The organism is Amycolatopsis kentuckyensis (assembly GCF_002155975.1).
In the GTDB taxonomy this organism is placed as follows: domain Bacteria; phylum Actinomycetota; class Actinomycetes; order Mycobacteriales; family Pseudonocardiaceae; genus Amycolatopsis; species Amycolatopsis kentuckyensis.
Window position 1 is genome coordinate 1 of sequence record NZ_MUMI01000021.1, and the last position, 14,355, is coordinate 14,355.

Consider the following 14,355-nt stretch of genomic DNA (forward strand, 5'->3'; position numbering starts at 1 on the left):
GATCTCCGCCCACACCGCGCGGTCGAAGTCGGGGCCGGATGCCTGCGTCGGGACGTCGAACGCGGTGCGCTGGCCGGCGAAGTACTCCTTCAGCTGCCGGGCTGCCTCGGGGAACGCCGTGTCGTCGCGGTGGCCGAACGTGGTGCGGTCGGGGCGGGGCCAGTGGTTCGGGAAGTACAGGCCGGCCACGGTGTCGCCGTCGCCGACCACGGTCAGCCGGCCGATCGGGGAATCCAGTACCGCGTGCTTCATGAGGTCTCCCAGGGTGTGCCGTCGGCGTGGACGCCGCGCAGGCCCGGGATGGGGTAGCCGGCCAGCGCCGAGGTGGCGAATGTTCGATGCGGATGCCAGGGCGTCGAGAGCTGCAGCCGCCGTGCCATGCCCGCCCAGCCCGCCGGGGTGGCGCCGACCACCCACGCGTCCGGCTCCGGCGCCGCGAAGCGCCGGGCCTGGCGCAGCCACGATGCCGCGGTCTCGGGCCAGGTCACCGTCGCCAGCACCACGCCACCCCAAGCGGCGGCGATCTGCTCGCCGTCCGCGCGGGAAGACCTGTCCGTGCCGATCACGATGTGCCGGGCCCGGCCGAGCAGGCCCAGCAGCGCCTCGAGTTCCCGGGCCGTCATGCCGCGTCGTGGAAGACGAGGCCGAGGGTGTGCCGACGGCCCGAACGGACCACCGAAACACCGTGGCGCACCGGGGCCGCCGACCAGCCGCGGGCCGAGCGGACCGGCCTGTCCCGGGTGGTGAACACCAGGCCGTGGCCCTGCGGGACGAGCGTCGCCGTGCCGCGCGATTGGGCGCGTGGCCGTTGCTCGACCAGCAGGAACTCGCCGCCCGTGTGGTCGGTGCCCGGGTCGTTGAGGTTGATCACCACTTGGAGGGGGAACACCTTGTCGCCGTAGAGGTCGCGGTGCAGTGCGTTCCAGCCGCCCGTCTCGTAGCGCAGCAGGATCGGCGTCGGCCGCCGCTGGCCCGCGGCGTGGCACACCGCCAGCCACTGGTCCAAAGTGGACGGCCACTCGGCCGGGCGGCCGAGCCGCGCGGACCAGTCCTGCGCGATGGGGAGCAGCCGCGGGTAGAGCGCCTGCCGCAGCCGGTGCACGGGTTCCGGGAACGGCGAGGCGAAGTAGTGGTAGTCGCCGTTGTCGCCGAAGCGGTGACGGCGCAGGTTCACGGTCGCCCGGAAGTGCGACGGCTCGTCCCACAGTTCGACGAGCTGCGCGCACTCGGCAGGGGTGAGCAGCTGCGGCAGGAGCGCGCAGCCGTAGTCATCGACCTCGGCGGCCACCGCGGCCCAGTTCGCCGCGGCGACGCGTTCTTCGAAGGTTGTCATGCTGCTTCCTTGTTCAGCGGGGCGCGCTAGGTTCCGGCGCGGCCGGTGTACTGGCAGTGGGGCCGCCGGGTCGGTCGAGTCGATGGCAAGGCGCCGACGGCGGCGGGTTCTTCGGGCGTTGTCGCGGCCTCGGTAAGGAGGAGTCGCGCGGTTTGCTGATGGTGCGAGCCGTGGGATCGGGCGATGCGGTGGCCCAGGGCGGTCGGCAGCGGCACCGGAGCACGACCGGCGGTGGGCACGGCAGCACCGCCGGGCGGCGGGACGCGTGCCGTCGTGCTGGCTGCCCTGGTCGTCGAGCCCTGCGGCTCAGCCGGTGGCGGCGATGCGCTCCTCGAACGTCGTCACGCCGCCTCCATCGTCAGCAGGGCGCGCTTGGCTTCCGGGCCGCCGGCGTACTGGCCGTACGATCCGTCGGACCGGACGACTCGGTGGCACGGCAACACCACCGGCACGGGGTTCAGCGCGCACGCCGTGCCCACCGCGCGCACCGCCTTCGGGCTGCCCGCCGCCGTTGCGACCTGGGCGTAGCTCTCCGTGTGGCCGTACGCGATCTCCGCCAGGTGATCCAGCACCGCGCGGCGGAACCCTCGGGCCAGCCGGAGGTCCAGGGGAACGTCGAAGGCGTGGCGCTCGCCCGTGAAGTACTCGTCGAGCTGGCGGGCCACCGGGGCGAGGCGGGCCGGGGCGCGGAGGATCCGGGGGCTGATCGCCGCCGCCAGCTCGGCCAGTACGGCGTCGTGGTCCTGGCGGTCGAAGGCCACCTTCACCAGGCCCTGCTCGGTGGCCGCCAGCAGCAGCGGGCCGACCGGGGAGTCGACCGTGTGGTAGGCGACGTCCAGGAGGCCCTGGCGGTCCGCGTCGGCGACGAGCCGCTCGTGCATCATGCTCGAATCGAGCAGGACCTCGTTCCCGAAGAACTGGAACATGTCCGTCATGAGTGCGCTCCTTCCAGGGGATAGGTGGCCCGCAGGGCTTTGAGGCCGTCGGCGGCTGCCCGGCGGGCGGCGTCGACGGTGCCTCCGGTGATCTCCGCGATTTCGCGGTACGGCAGCCCGGCCAGGTAGTGGTAGGCCACGGCGAGCCGTTGCTTGTCCGGCAACCTCGCCAGCGCGTCCCACAGGTCGCTGTTCCACGCGTCCGCGCGGCCGGGGCGATCCGGGACTTCGCCGACCGGGACCGGGTGGCGGGCCCGGGCGCGGGTGACGTCGACGGCCTTGCGGTGCGCGATCGTGACGAGCCACGCCTGGACGTTCGCGTCCGGTGGCAGCTCGGGATACGCCTTCAACGCCGCCAGGAAGGTTTCCGACCAGGCGTCTTCGGCATCGGCCGGCCCGAGCACGGCCCGGCAGACCCGGAGGACCATCGGCCCGTGCTCGGTGACGACTTGCTCGAACGGTTTCACGATCACACCAGGTAGACGTCCGGGGGAGCCGGAACGTGAGATCACGATTTCGCGGTACCGGTCACGACGGTCGCGCCCAGCTCGTCGCAGGAGTGCACGTGCGGCGACAACCCCGCCGCGGCAAGGATTTCCGCGAGCACCGGCGCCTGCCGCTCGCTCGATTCGATCAGCAGGGTCCCGCCGGGAGCGAGCCAGTGCGGCGCGCCCGCGGCGACGCGCCGGGCGAGATCCAGGCCGTCCGCACCGCCGTCGAGCGCCACCAGCGGCTCGTGCAGGCGCGCTTCCGGCGGCATCGTCGAAACGGCGTCCGAAGGCACGTACGGCACGTTCGCCAGGACCACGGAGACCCGGCCGCGCAGGGACGACGGCAGCGCGTCGTAAAGATCGCCCTGGTACACGGCGGCAAAAGGAAGGTTCAGCCGCGCGCACTCGACCGCGGCGGGCTCGACGTCGGCGGCGTGCAGCTCACGCGGCGGGCGGTCCGCGGCGAACGCGGCGCCCAGCGCCCCGGAACCACAGCACAGGTCGAGCACCACCGGGTCCGGCGGTGCGAGCGAGACGGCGACGTCGACCAGGAACCCGGTCCGGTGCCGCGGCACGAACACCCCGGGCCGCACGGTGACGCGCAGGCCGTGGAACTCCGCCCAGCCCAGCAGGTGTTCCAGCGGCAGCCCGGCGACGCGCCGTTCGACGAGCGCGTCGAGGTCCGCGGGGGTCGTGGCCGCGGCGACGAGGAGATCGGCCTCGTCCTCGGCGAACACGCAGCCCGCGGCGCGCAGCCGGGAGACGACGGAGGAAGTGTCCAACAGGTGGGGAAGCCTACAAGACCTGCACCGCGTCACCGACGTTCAGCCCGTCGAAGAACGCCGCCGAATCGGCGTCGGTCAGGTGGACGCAGCCGTGCGAGGGCGCGTCGAGCGGCCCGGCGTGGAAGGCGATGCCGCCGGCGGCGAAGAACACCGAGTTGGGCATGTCGGTGCCGTACTGGCTGCTGCGGTGCTCGCGGTCCTTCCACACGACGTGGAACGACCCGGCGGGCGTCGCCTGGTCGGGTGGCCCGAACCCGGCCGGGACCGGGCCGCGGACCACCCGGCCGTCCCGCAGCAGCCAGGCCAGCCGCTGGGTCAGGCTCACGCAGGCGCCGGTCGTGACGGCGCACGGCGGCGCGGGCGGGGGCGTCGTGGTGGTGGTCGGCGTGGCCGACGCCGTCGTCAGCGGCACCGGCTCGGCGATCGGGCTCGGTGTCGTCGTGCGTGGCGCCGCGCAGGCCGCCGTGACCAGCACCGCCCCCAGCAGGGTCACCACCCCGGTCCTGCGCATCCGTCGTCCCCTCGCCGAAGGTCCTGCCGGGGGTCAGTACGGGTGGACGGCCCCGAAGGTTGAGCGCGGGAGGATTACCCCGGCCGGGCGACGCCGAACCGTTACTCCTGCGGCACGGTCACCACCCACCGTCCCGGACGCCGGCGCAGGTACCCCCACCAGTACAGCGCCGACACCACCAGGACGCCCGCGGTGATGCCGAGGTCGAGCGCGCTCTGCTCGACCAGGACGTAGGCCAGCGCCGCGACGGCCAGCGCGGGCACGAGCGGCCACGCCGGCATCCGCCACACGTGCGGTTTCCGGTGCGCCGCCCGGCGCGCGCCGAGCGCGGCGGCCGCGACACTCAGGTAGAGCGCGACGACGGCGACCCCGGTGACGCCGCTCAGCGTCTCCACCGGCACGAAGCAGAGGACGGCTTCGGACAGCCCGGTCACCAGCGTCGCGACCCACGGCGCGCCGAACCGCCCGCTCACCACGCTCATCGCGCGGTTGACCGGCGCCGGCCAGGCCTGATCGCGCGCGGAGGAGTAGAGCACCCGCGAGTTCTGGATGACCATGACGATCACCGCGTTGACGATCGCCGCGGCGATGCACAGGCTGATCGCCACCCCGACGGCGCTGCCGCTCCAGCCGGTGACCAGCGCGGTCAGGTCGACCCCGGCGAGCGCGGCGGTGTCCGGCACGGCCAGGGTGATCGCCACGACCGGCACCACGATGACCACGGCGCTGATGCCGAGCGTCCAGAACACCGTCCGCGCGACGGTCCGGCGCGGCTCCCGCATCTCCTCGGCCAGGTAGACGGCGGTGCTGAAGCCCTGCACGACGAACAACGCGACGGCGAGCCCGGTGACGACGGCGATCAGCCCGATCCCGCTCGTGCCGAGGCTCGGCTCGACCAGCACGGCCGGGCTCTGCGTGGTGTGCGTGAAGCCGAGCAGCGACACGACGAAGATCGCGACGAGCTCGACGACCAGGAAGATGCCGGTGATCCAGGCGTTGGAGCGCAGGTTGAGCAGCCCCATCGCGGTGCCCGCCAGCATGACGAGCGCGCCGGCGACCGACGGGTCGATGTCGGCGACGGCAGCGACGTAGTCGGCGACGCCGATCGCGATGATCGGCGGCACGACGAGGATGACGACGAAGGACAGCATGAACGTCAGCCAGCCGGCGAACCGGTTCGCCACCGTCGTGACCATCGCGTACTCGCCACCGGCGCTCGGCACCAGCGTGCCCAGTTCGGAGTAGCAGAAGGCGATCCCGACGCAGAGCAGCACCGCGAGGGCGATGGCGAGCGCGGTGCCGGTGCCGAGGTCGGCGAACAGCGGCGGCACGAGGACGAACAGCGACGACGCCGGTGTCACGCAGCTGAGCGTGAGCAGCGTGCCGCCGCCGACGCCGATGGACCGGGTGAGGGACTTCTTCGGCTTCGCCGTGGCGGCGAGGACGGGCGGGGCGGGAGTGCGGGGCATCGGCGTTCCCTCCGGCCGGGTGCAGGGTGCGACGGATGGAACAGCACCGATTCGGTGTTGTCAACGGGTCTTTGACGACCGAAATCGTTGTCTGAAGGGGGTGGGTCATTCGGATTTAGTCACTCATCGTGACAGTGGGGCGGGTTTGCCTGTCGTCGCCCGAGTCGGGGATGATCCGGGGCGTGAGCAGCCAGGACACGACCGGCCGGCCCGCCCCGCCGGTGCTCGACGACATCTCGCGGCAGATCATCGCGCAGCTGCAGGAGGACGGGCGGCGCGCGTACGCGACGATCGGCAAGGCGGTCGGCCTGTCCGAGGCGGCGGTCCGGCAGCGGGTGCAGCGGCTGTCCGACTCCGGTGTCATCCAGATCGTCGCCGTCTCGGATCCCTTGCAGGTCGGGCTGTTCCGGCAGGCGATGATCGCGATCACGGTCGACGGCCCGCTGGAACCGGTCGGCGACGCACTGGCCGAAATGGACGAAATCGCGTACGTGATCCTCTGCGCCGGACGCTACGACCTGCTCTGCGAGGCCGTCTGCGCCGACGACGAGGCGCTGCTCCAGCTGATCTCGACGCGGATCCGGGCGCTGCCCGGCGTCCGGCACGCCGAGGTCATGGTCTACCTCAAGCTGCGGAAACAGACCTACCAGTGGGGCGCTCGCTGACCGTGACGACTAAATCCGAAGGTTAGGTCCGCGAAGAGATCATGAATTAGTTGTCCAAGTTCGTCTGGACGACTGAATCGCTTGCGTCCGGCGGTGGACGCGTGCGATAACCGGGGTATGACCGCCACTCTCGCCCAGGCTGCACGCAGCAACCTCTGGATGCACTTCACCCGCCACTCCGCCTACGCCGAGACCGACGTCCCGGTGATCGTGCGCGGCGAAGGCGCCTACATCTGGGACGCCCACGGCAAGCGCTACCTGGACGGGCTCGCCGGGCTGTTCGCGGTGCAGGCCGGTCACGGCCGCGAGGAACTCGCGGAGGCCGCGGCGCGGCAGATGAAGCAGCTCGCGTACTTCCCGCTGTGGGGCCACGCGCACCCGACGGCGATCGAACTCGCTTCCCGGCTGGCGGCCGCGTCGCCCGGCGACCTGAACCGCGTGTTCTTCACGGTGAGCGGCGGCGAATCCGTCGAGACGGCGTGGAAACTGGCCAAGCAGTACTTCAAGCTCGTCGGGAAACCGGGCAAGCACAAGGTGATCAGCCGCGCGCTGGCCTACCACGGGACGTCGCAGGGCGCGCTGTCGATCACCGGCATCCCGGGCGCGAAGGCGGATTTCGAGCCGCTGGTGCCGAGCACCCTGCGCGTGCCGAACACGAACTTCTACCGCGCACCCGAGCACGCCGACGACTACGAGGCGTACGGCCGCTGGGCCGCCGACCGGATCGAGCAGGCGATCGAGTTCGAGGGGGCGGACACCGTCGCGGCGGTGTTCCTCGAGCCGGTGCAGAACACGGGCGGGTGTTTCGTGCCGCCGCCGGGCTACTTCGCGCGGGTGCGCGAGATCTGCGACAAGCACGACGTGCTGCTGGTGTCCGACGAGGTCATCTGCGCGTTCGGCCGGGTGGGGTACGACTTCGCCGCCAAGCGGTACGGCTACCAGCCGGACATGATCACCACGGCGAAGGGGCTGACGTCGGGGTACGCGCCGCTGGGTGCGGTGCTGGCTTCGGAGCGGCTGATGGAGCCGTTCACGCACGGGGCCACCACGTTCATGCACGGGTCCACCTACGGCGGGCACCCGGTGTCGTGCGCGGTGGCCTTGGCGAACCTCGACCTGATGGAGCGGGAGGACCTGTACGGGCACGTGCTGCGGCGGGAGGACGCCTTCCGGTCCACTTTGGACCGGTTGCTGGACCTGCCGATCGTCGGGGACGTCCGGGGGGCCGGGTTCTTCTACGGTATCGAGCTGGTCAAGGACAAGGTGACCAAGGAGAGCTTCTCGGCCGACGAGTCGGAGCGGGTACTGCGGGGGTTCTTGTCCGAGGCGTTGTTCGAGGGTGGGTTGTACTGCCGGGCCGATGACCGGGCCGAGCCCGTTGTGCAGCTGTCGCCGCCGTTGATCTGCGACCAGGCGGAGTTCGACGAGATGGAGGAGATCCTGCGGGAGGCGCTGACGCGGGCCTGGAAGCTCTTGTAGGGGTTTGGTCAAGCGGCGGCAGCGGGGCCGGGCCAGGCGGATCAACGCAGCGTTGTGCTTCTTGCCCTCGGCTCCCTACCTGTCGTTGTAGGCCCGCGGCGGGCCCGTGTCTGCTCGCCGAGCGCGGCCATGGTCGCGCTCGGCGAGCTGGCTGCCCATGCGTGAGCCTTCGCGATCGCGGCGAGCTGGCGGCACCCGGCCTCGGCGATGCCTGCCGGCCCGCCGCGGCGGGACAGAATTTCCGGCACCGCCGGCCAGGTCGTCATCGCCGAGGTCGACCTGGCGCAGCGTGTGAGGCAGGGAACGGGCGGCGTCGGCGATGCAGGTGGGCGACCTGATGTCCGGTGGTGCGGGTGACCGCGACCGGCAACGCCCCGATCGTCGCGGGCTGGTCCACCGCGACCAGCAACGGTAACGGGGGCTTGGCCTCCGGCCCCCGCAATCCACGATACCGGTGCCCACCGACAGTTCCGCTCCTCCGAGCAGGCGCGCTCGCCCGATCGGGCGGGGAACTCGCGTTCCGGGCCTGATCACGCCGTTCCTGAGTACCGTGGATCGCGGGGGACCGGGGGAGCGGCCGGTGACCGGGCCGCCCGTGTCCGCGCCTGTCGGCCGCGCAGCCGGGAGGAGAAACCCATGATCGATGCGCCGCGCCTGCCGTTCGAACGGCCGAACGTCCTGGAAATCGCTCCGCTCTTCGAGGTGCTGCGCCGGCAGGGGCCGGTGGTTGCCGTGACCACTCCGGTCGGGGATCCCGCCTGGCTGGTCACCGGGTTCCAAGAGGTGCGCGCCGTGTTCACCGATCCGCGGTTCGGGCGGTCGCACCCCGCGCCGGAAGCCGCGGCGGCGCTTTCCGACGCCGCCATCCTCAGCCGTCCGCAAGGGGACCACGAGACCGAGCACGCCGAGCACGCGCGGATGCGGCGGATGCTCGTGCCCGCCTTCTCCGCCAACCGGATCCGCCGGCTCGCCGGGCACGTGCAGGAGCTCGCCGACGGCTGCTTCGCCGCCATGGAGCGGGCCCGCGACGGCGATGACCCGGTCGACCTGCACGAACACCTTTCCTTCCCGTTGCCGGTGCTGGTGATCTGCGAGCTGCTCGGCGTCCCGTACGAGGACCGTGCCACCTTCCGGGTGCTGTCGGACCGGATGGGGCGGATGGACATCGGCGACGGCGCGGGCGCCGCGCTCGACGAGTTCACCGCCTACATGAGCCGGCTCGCCGCCGCCAAGCGGCGGGATCCCGGGCAGGACGTCGTCTCGGACATGGTGCGGGCCCAGGCGGAGGATCCGTCGTTCGCCGACGAAGACCTCGCCCGGCTCGCCGCCGGGCTGCTGTTCGCCGGCCACGAGACGACCTCCAACCGGATCGACCTCGGCGTGCTCTACCTGCTCAGCGACCTCGCCCGGCGGGACGCGCTGGCCGCCGATCCCGAAGGCCGGGTGCACGGTGCCGTCGAGGAGATCCTGCGGATGTCCGCCCCGAGCGGGCTCGGCGTGCTGCGGTACGCGCACGACGACGTCGAGCTCGGCGGCGTCACGATCGCCCGCGGGGACGCCGTCGTGCTCTCGATCGCCGCGGCCAACCGGGACGAAACCGTGTTCCCGGCCGCGGCGACGTTCGACCCCGGGCGCAAGCCCAACTCGCACGTCGCCTTCGCCTACGGCGGCTGGTTCTGCATCGGCGCCAGCCTCGCCCGCACCGAACTGCGCGTCGTCTTCAGGTCGCTGTTCCGGCGGTTCCCGGGGTTGCGCCTGGCCGTCGGCGTCGATGAACTCCGGGTCCGGGCCAACCGTGTCACCGGGGGAGTGGACCGCGTGCCGGTCCTCTGGTAGACCAACGGCGGTCGGGAGTGGAGGAAGAAGACGTGACGTTGTGGGACAAGCTCGGGATGGACGCCAAGCTCATCAAGGTGCTGGAGGAGATCCCGCCGGGTCCGGACGCCTCGGAGTTCGGCCGGGCCTACGTCACCATCCACCAGCTGGCGGTCGAGCTGGACCAGCGGTTCCCCGAGGTGCGCAAGCAGCTGGACGTGCCGCTGGGCGGTGGCGCGACCCGGCACGCCGGGCTCGTCGAGCTGCTCGGCAAGGAGCTGGTGGACAAGATCAAGCGCTACGGCGACGTCTACCCGATCGAAGCCGCGCAGCTTTCGTCGGTGCGGTTCCGGGAGGTGCGGCTGCGCGGCCCCGGCGGCCGGGACCTGGTCGGGGCCTCGAAGACCGACCTGCCGCTGATCCGCCTGCGGCCGAAGGACTGAGGCGGTGCTCGTGCCGCCGCCGGTCCGGGTCCTGGTGGCCGAGCGCGACCCGGCGGTGCGGGCCCGCCTGAGCACGATTCTCGACGAGGCGGACGGCATCGAGCTCGTCGGCGCGGCCCCGGACGTGCCGGCCGCCCGGGTGACCTTGCGCCGGCGGCGGCCGGACGTGCTGCTGCTTGACCTGCGCCTGAACTGGCCGGATGCGCTCACCCGCCGTCCGGCGGTGGTGGCACTGGCCGCGTTCGACTCCGACGCGGGCATCCTGCGTGCCCTCCGCGACGGCGCGGCGGGGTTCCTGCTGCGGTCGGCCCCGCGGCGGGACCTGATCAAGGTGGTCCGCCTGGCGGCGGACGGCCACGTCGTGCTGTCCCCGGACGCCTCCCGCCGGTGGGTCACGGCGGCGACCCGGTTGTCCGGCCCCCGTGACGAGCGGCTGGCGGCGGTGGATCGGCTGTCGGCCCGGGAGACCGAAGTGCTCGCGGCGGTGGGTGCGGCCCTGACGAACGCCGAGATCGCCGAGCGGCTGGAGCTGCCGGAGCCGGTGGTGCGGGAGTACGTCGCGCGGGTGGTGCGGAAGCTGGGGTGCGCCCACCGGACCGCGGCCGGGCTGCTGGCCTACGAGCGCGGGCTGTGCCGCGCGGGACTCGAAACCTCCTGACCCGGTGGCGCGGACGGCAAGCCCGCGCCACCGGTTCCCTCAGAAGCCCGCCAGGCCGTTCGGCACGCCGACTCCCGTCGGCGCGTCATAGCCCGCGCCGGCGACGCACAGGTAGTCGCCGCCGCACTTCTTGCCGCCGCCCGCCGGGTCGTTGTGGCCCGTGGTCACGTCGGTGAACGAACCCGCGTTCGCGTACAGAACCGCCGGTTGGGTGCCGCCCGCGTGCCCCGACCGGCCGATCAGGCCCGCGACGAACGGCGCCGAAGCGCTCGTCCCGCTGACCGGGAGCCAGCCGCCCGCGTCCGCGTAGTGGATCGCGATGTCCTCGGCCGCCGCCGACACGTCGGCGACCGTCCGCTTGCCGCAGTGGGCGTCCTTCTGCCACTTCGGCTTCGCGATGTACGCCGAACAACCGCTGCCGCCGTAGGTCCACGCCCACTCCGCCCAGCCGCGCGCGGAATCCGGGTCGCGGGCCAGCGACGTCCCGCCGACCGCGATCGTCGAGGCCAGCACCGCCGGGTAGCTCGCCGCGGTGAAGCCGCTGTCGCCGGAGGACGCCACCACCGTCACACCCGGGTGCTGGTAGTGACTCGCGTACGCCAGCGCCGCGCCGTTCTCCCGCGCGCCGTAGCTGTTGGACACCACCTTCGCACCCAGCCGCACTGCCGTGTCCGCCGTCTCCGCGAGGTCGGCGAACCCGGGTGAGTTGCCTTCGACGACCAGGATCCGGCACGACGGGCACGCCGCCGACACCATCGAGACGTCCAATGTGGACTCCAGCGCCCAGCCGAAATTCACCTCCGGCAGCGGCGCCGCCGCGCCCTGCTGGTTCACCTTGCGGAAGCAGCCGTTCGCCGTCGTGCACGGCGGCAGGCCGTACTGCGCCCGGTACGCGGCCAGGTCCGCCTCCAGGTTCGGCGCGTCGAAGGCGATCGAGATGCCGACGACGGTGTCCGGCCCCGCCGAGGCGGGCAGCCCGTAGGCCGACGCCAGGTCGTCGGCACCCCAGCCGGCCGGCCCGAAAGCGCGCGTCGCGCCCGGTGTGTACGTGGTGAGGCAGCGCAGCACGCCCGGTTGTTCGGGGCACGCCGCACGCGGTCCCGGCGCCGCGCCCGCCGCCGGTGCGACCACGCCGACGGCCACCACCGCGGCGGCCAGCGCTCCCAGCCATCTCCTGTTCACCGTGGACAGTCCCCTCATGACACGTAGACGTGGTAGGCGGCGGTGATCGTCTCGGCGATGGTCGCCCCGGCGGCGTCCGCGGCCGTGACGCGCAGGGAGACGTCCGTGCCCCGGAACGCCTCGGTGGCCGCGGTGAAGTCCGCGTGGAAGACGCCGTTGCCGCGGGCGGTGACGGTCGCGTCCTGCCAGGTCGTGCCGTCGGTCGAGTACTGCACGGTCGCGGCCGTCACCGGTGAACCGGTGCTCTGCTGCAGGTGCCCCACCGTGAGGTCCAGGCCCTGCGGACCGGACACCGTGGATCCGTCCGGCCGCAGCCCGCCGACCGCGTACCCCAGCGTCAGCAGCGGTTCGACCGCACACTCCCGGTCCGGCTCGGCCCCGCGGGCGCAGTACAGCGTGGGCGGCAGGGTGACCCCTTCGACGTGCTGTGACGGCCACGTCCACTCGGTGTGGGTCGCGGTGCTCTGCCGGTACATCGGCCCGGTGCGCCCGGCGTCGATCGTCAGCCCCAGTGTCGACGGGCCGGCCGCGACCTCCCGCTCGAAGGCGACCGCGGTGGCCCCCAGCGGCTCGCCTTCGGCCAGGGTCGTGCCGTCCTGGGTGAACCGGTAGTGCCCGGTGATCGTGTCCCGCGACTCGCCGTAGAAGCCGAAGCCGGTGTGGCCCGGCTGGTTGTCGCTGAACGGCGTGATCGAGAACCGCAGCAGATCGCCCGCCCGCGTGGCGCCGGGCAGCGTGTACGCCCGGCCGTCGTCCAGCGGCAGCAGGGCGACCGCACCCGCCGGGTGCAGGGGGAAGCGGTTCCAGTCCTCGGTGACCGACGAGCCGCCCCGGTAGGTGTGGAACTGCTCGTACTGACCGCCGGCCCAGCCGGGGAACGGCCCGGGCAGCACGTACTTCGAGAACCCGCCGAACCACGCCAGGTCCGGCGAGGCCGAGACGTACTCGGTCTGCTTGCGCGGCAGCTGGATCGGGTGCGACGGGTGGCCGCTGACGTCCTCGAACGAGAACATCCCGCTGCGCTGGCGCAGGCCGAGCGAGGAGTACTCGCTGAAGTAGGTGGCGTCCACGGTGGCGACGTCCTTCGCCGTGATCACGTACCGCTGCTGCGGAATCACGCCGATGCTCGCCTTCTGCAGCACGTATTCGTACGGCGTGCCCGGCCCCGGCGGGGACACGAGCCTGCTGTACGGGTAGGTCTGCAACGCCCCGGTGCGCACCGGGACGCTCGTCGGCGACACCGAGATCGGCACGCCCGGCCCGGCGTCGAAGTCGACGAGCAGCGCCGGCCCGGTCTTGGCGGCCCGGCGGAACAGGAAGCCGGTGTCGTCCAGGAGCGCCGGGCGCGGTGTCACCCAGGTCAGCTTGCTGGAGGCCCGTTTCGCGTCGACGCGGACGGTCGCATCCGCCTTCACCGCGAACTCCGGCTGCGCGCTGAACCGCAGCTCGGTCGGGTTGCCGTCGGCGTCGGTCGTCCAGAACACGCCGAGCGCGCTGTAGTTGCCGTCCGGCACGCTGAACTTGGCCGTGCCGCCGAAGAAGTAGTTGAAGTTCTCGTCCGGGGCGAGGGTGTTGCCGTCATCGGTGTTGTAGAGGAACGCGATACCGGTGTCGGCGGGCTTGCCCGCGATGTCGGTGGCGTCGACCGACACCGTCCGCATCACCGACCGCGGCTGGGCCGCCTGCCGCTTCGGCGCTCCGGCGAGCGCGTACCGGACGCCGTCGGCGAACAGCCCCTGCCCGCCGAACCGGCCGCGGGCACTGTCCTCCTTGAACTGCTTCGCCAGCGCGGCGCCGAAGGTCGCGGTGTCCACCGGGGCCTTGGCGCCGGCCAGCAGCGCCTTGACGTCGAACAGGCTCAGGTCGAGCCCGCGCCCGAGGTAGGGCAGGGCGGTGCCGGGCACCTCGTAGTCGCGGCCGCCGAGCCGCAGGTGCACGAGCGCCCGCGCCATCCCCCTGTCCGCGGCGGGCTGCACCTCGAACGTGTCCCGGCCGTCGGGAGTGGTCCGGACGGTCACCCGGTCCCCGGTGACGAGGGTGACGGTCGAGGACGGGACCGCGGCGACCGCGGCCGGCGGGGCGAGCCCGGCCACGCCCGCCGAACCGGCGAGCAGGACCGCGAACACCGAAAATGTTCTTCGCACTGGCACCTCCGTGTGGTGATCGATCACCACTACCGACGGGCCGGCCGCTCCGACCGTTGAGCCCGGCTCGCGATCGGCCGCGAATTACCCCGACCGGCCCAACGACGGACAGTGGCCCCGATCAGGACGACTCCGGCGACGCTGAGCGCACCGCCCACGAGATCCACCCAGGTCGGCCGCTCGCCGAGCCAGCCGAAGGCGACGGCGAGCGCCACCGCCGGGACGAGGTAGAGGGCCGCCGTGGCGACCGAGAGCGAATGCCGGGCCACCGCGTACCCCCAGGCGACGAACCCGACCGCCGACGGGAACGCGCCGAGGAACAGCACGGACAGCGTCGCCGCCGGCGGCGCGCTCACGAAGGCGTGCACGGCCTGGGGCGCGAGCGGAGCGAGGAACAGCGTCCCGGCCCACATCGCGTAGCAGGCGACCTCGAGCCCCGTGTACC

16 protein-coding genes and 1 pseudogene are annotated in these 14,355 nt (G+C 72.6%); 5 read left to right on the forward strand and 12 right to left on the reverse strand.

Annotated features, from left to right (window positions below; genetic code table 11):
• The 8 genes from CCN39_RS01705 to CCN39_RS01740 all read right to left on the reverse strand — a co-directional run.
• The coding region (locus CCN39_RS01705) for a methylated-DNA--[protein]-cysteine S-methyltransferase (RefSeq protein WP_434781077.1) at positions 1-252 on the reverse strand (252 nt) is incomplete at its 3' end.
• On the reverse strand, positions 249-623 hold the full coding sequence (locus CCN39_RS01710) for a hypothetical protein (RefSeq protein WP_086838040.1): 375 nt from the start codon (positions 621-623) through the stop codon (positions 249-251). The genes CCN39_RS01710 and CCN39_RS01705, both read right to left, overlap by 4 nt.
• On the reverse strand, positions 620-1,333 hold the full coding sequence (locus tag CCN39_RS01715; protein WP_086838041.1) for a 2OG-Fe(II) oxygenase: 714 nt from the start codon (positions 1,331-1,333) through the stop codon (positions 620-622). Before CCN39_RS01715 ends, CCN39_RS01710 begins: the two co-directional genes overlap by 4 nt.
• A gap of 341 nt (positions 1,334-1,674) precedes the next feature.
• Positions 1,675-2,268, reverse strand: a complete 594-nt coding sequence (locus CCN39_RS01720) for a methylated-DNA--[protein]-cysteine S-methyltransferase (protein ID WP_086838042.1) — start codon at positions 2,266-2,268, stop codon at positions 1,675-1,677.
• A complete protein-coding gene (locus CCN39_RS01725) occupies positions 2,265-2,741 on the reverse strand; it encodes an RNA polymerase sigma factor (RefSeq protein ID WP_086838043.1) in 477 nt (158 codons plus the stop codon). The genes CCN39_RS01720 and CCN39_RS01725 overlap by 4 nt, the downstream gene beginning before the upstream one ends.
• A gap of 35 nt (positions 2,742-2,776) precedes the next feature.
• A complete protein-coding gene (locus tag CCN39_RS01730) occupies positions 2,777-3,541 on the reverse strand; it encodes a putative protein N(5)-glutamine methyltransferase (protein WP_086838044.1) in 765 nt (254 codons plus the stop codon).
• Between the two features lie 13 nt (positions 3,542-3,554).
• Complete coding sequence (locus CCN39_RS01735; RefSeq protein ID WP_086838045.1) at positions 3,555-4,055, reverse strand: L,D-transpeptidase; 501 nt, start codon at positions 4,053-4,055, stop codon at positions 3,555-3,557.
• A 101-nt stretch (positions 4,056-4,156) separates the two neighbouring features.
• On the reverse strand, positions 4,157-5,524 hold the full coding sequence (locus CCN39_RS01740) for an APC family permease (protein ID WP_086838046.1): 1,368 nt from the start codon (positions 5,522-5,524) through the stop codon (positions 4,157-4,159).
• Positions 5,525-5,694: 170 nt separating this feature from the next.
• On the opposite strand from CCN39_RS01740, the gene CCN39_RS01745 reads away from it, so the two are divergent.
• Together CCN39_RS01745 and CCN39_RS01750 are read left to right on the forward strand one after the other, a co-directional pair.
• On the forward strand, positions 5,695-6,189 hold the full coding sequence (locus CCN39_RS01745) for an Lrp/AsnC family transcriptional regulator (protein WP_167454946.1): 495 nt from the start codon (positions 5,695-5,697) through the stop codon (positions 6,187-6,189).
• A 117-nt stretch (positions 6,190-6,306) separates the two neighbouring features.
• Positions 6,307-7,668, forward strand: a complete 1,362-nt coding sequence (locus CCN39_RS01750; protein ID WP_086838047.1) for an aspartate aminotransferase family protein — start codon at positions 6,307-6,309, stop codon at positions 7,666-7,668.
• A gap of 107 nt (positions 7,669-7,775) precedes the next feature.
• Here the strand turns inward: CCN39_RS01750 and CCN39_RS51515 are convergent.
• Positions 7,776-8,077: pseudogene (locus CCN39_RS51515) on the reverse strand (IS110 family transposase); the annotation flags it as partial.
• 227 nt (positions 8,078-8,304) lie between these two features.
• Here CCN39_RS51515 and CCN39_RS01755 point away from each other — a divergent pair.
• From CCN39_RS01755 to CCN39_RS01765, 3 genes are read left to right on the forward strand one after another with little or no spacing between them, the layout of a single operon-like run.
• Entirely contained in the window at positions 8,305-9,504 is a 1,200-nt protein-coding gene (locus tag CCN39_RS01755) for a cytochrome P450 (protein WP_143263894.1), read from the forward strand.
• A 32-nt stretch (positions 9,505-9,536) separates the two neighbouring features.
• Positions 9,537-9,926: a hypothetical protein gene (locus CCN39_RS01760; RefSeq protein ID WP_086838052.1), complete on the forward strand. Its 390-nt coding sequence runs from the start codon at positions 9,537-9,539 to the stop codon at positions 9,924-9,926.
• A 4-nt stretch (positions 9,927-9,930) separates the two neighbouring features.
• Positions 9,931-10,584 (forward strand): response regulator transcription factor, encoded by a 654-nt coding sequence (locus tag CCN39_RS01765; protein ID WP_086838048.1) that lies wholly within the window; start codon positions 9,931-9,933, stop codon positions 10,582-10,584.
• 39 nt (positions 10,585-10,623) lie between these two features.
• Here CCN39_RS01765 and CCN39_RS01770 read toward each other — a convergent pair whose 3' ends face one another.
• The 3 genes from CCN39_RS01770 to CCN39_RS01780 form a co-directional block, all read right to left on the reverse strand.
• Entirely contained in the window at positions 10,624-11,766 is a 1,143-nt protein-coding gene (locus tag CCN39_RS01770) for a S53 family peptidase (protein ID WP_244210573.1), read from the reverse strand.
• A gap of 14 nt (positions 11,767-11,780) precedes the next feature.
• Complete coding sequence (locus CCN39_RS01775; RefSeq protein WP_244210574.1) at positions 11,781-13,910, reverse strand: hypothetical protein; 2,130 nt, start codon at positions 13,908-13,910, stop codon at positions 11,781-11,783.
• Positions 13,911-13,939: 29 nt separating this feature from the next.
• Positions 13,940-14,355, reverse strand: a 416-nt coding sequence (locus CCN39_RS01780) for a DMT family transporter (RefSeq protein ID WP_143263896.1), incomplete at its 5' end; no start/stop codon positions are given.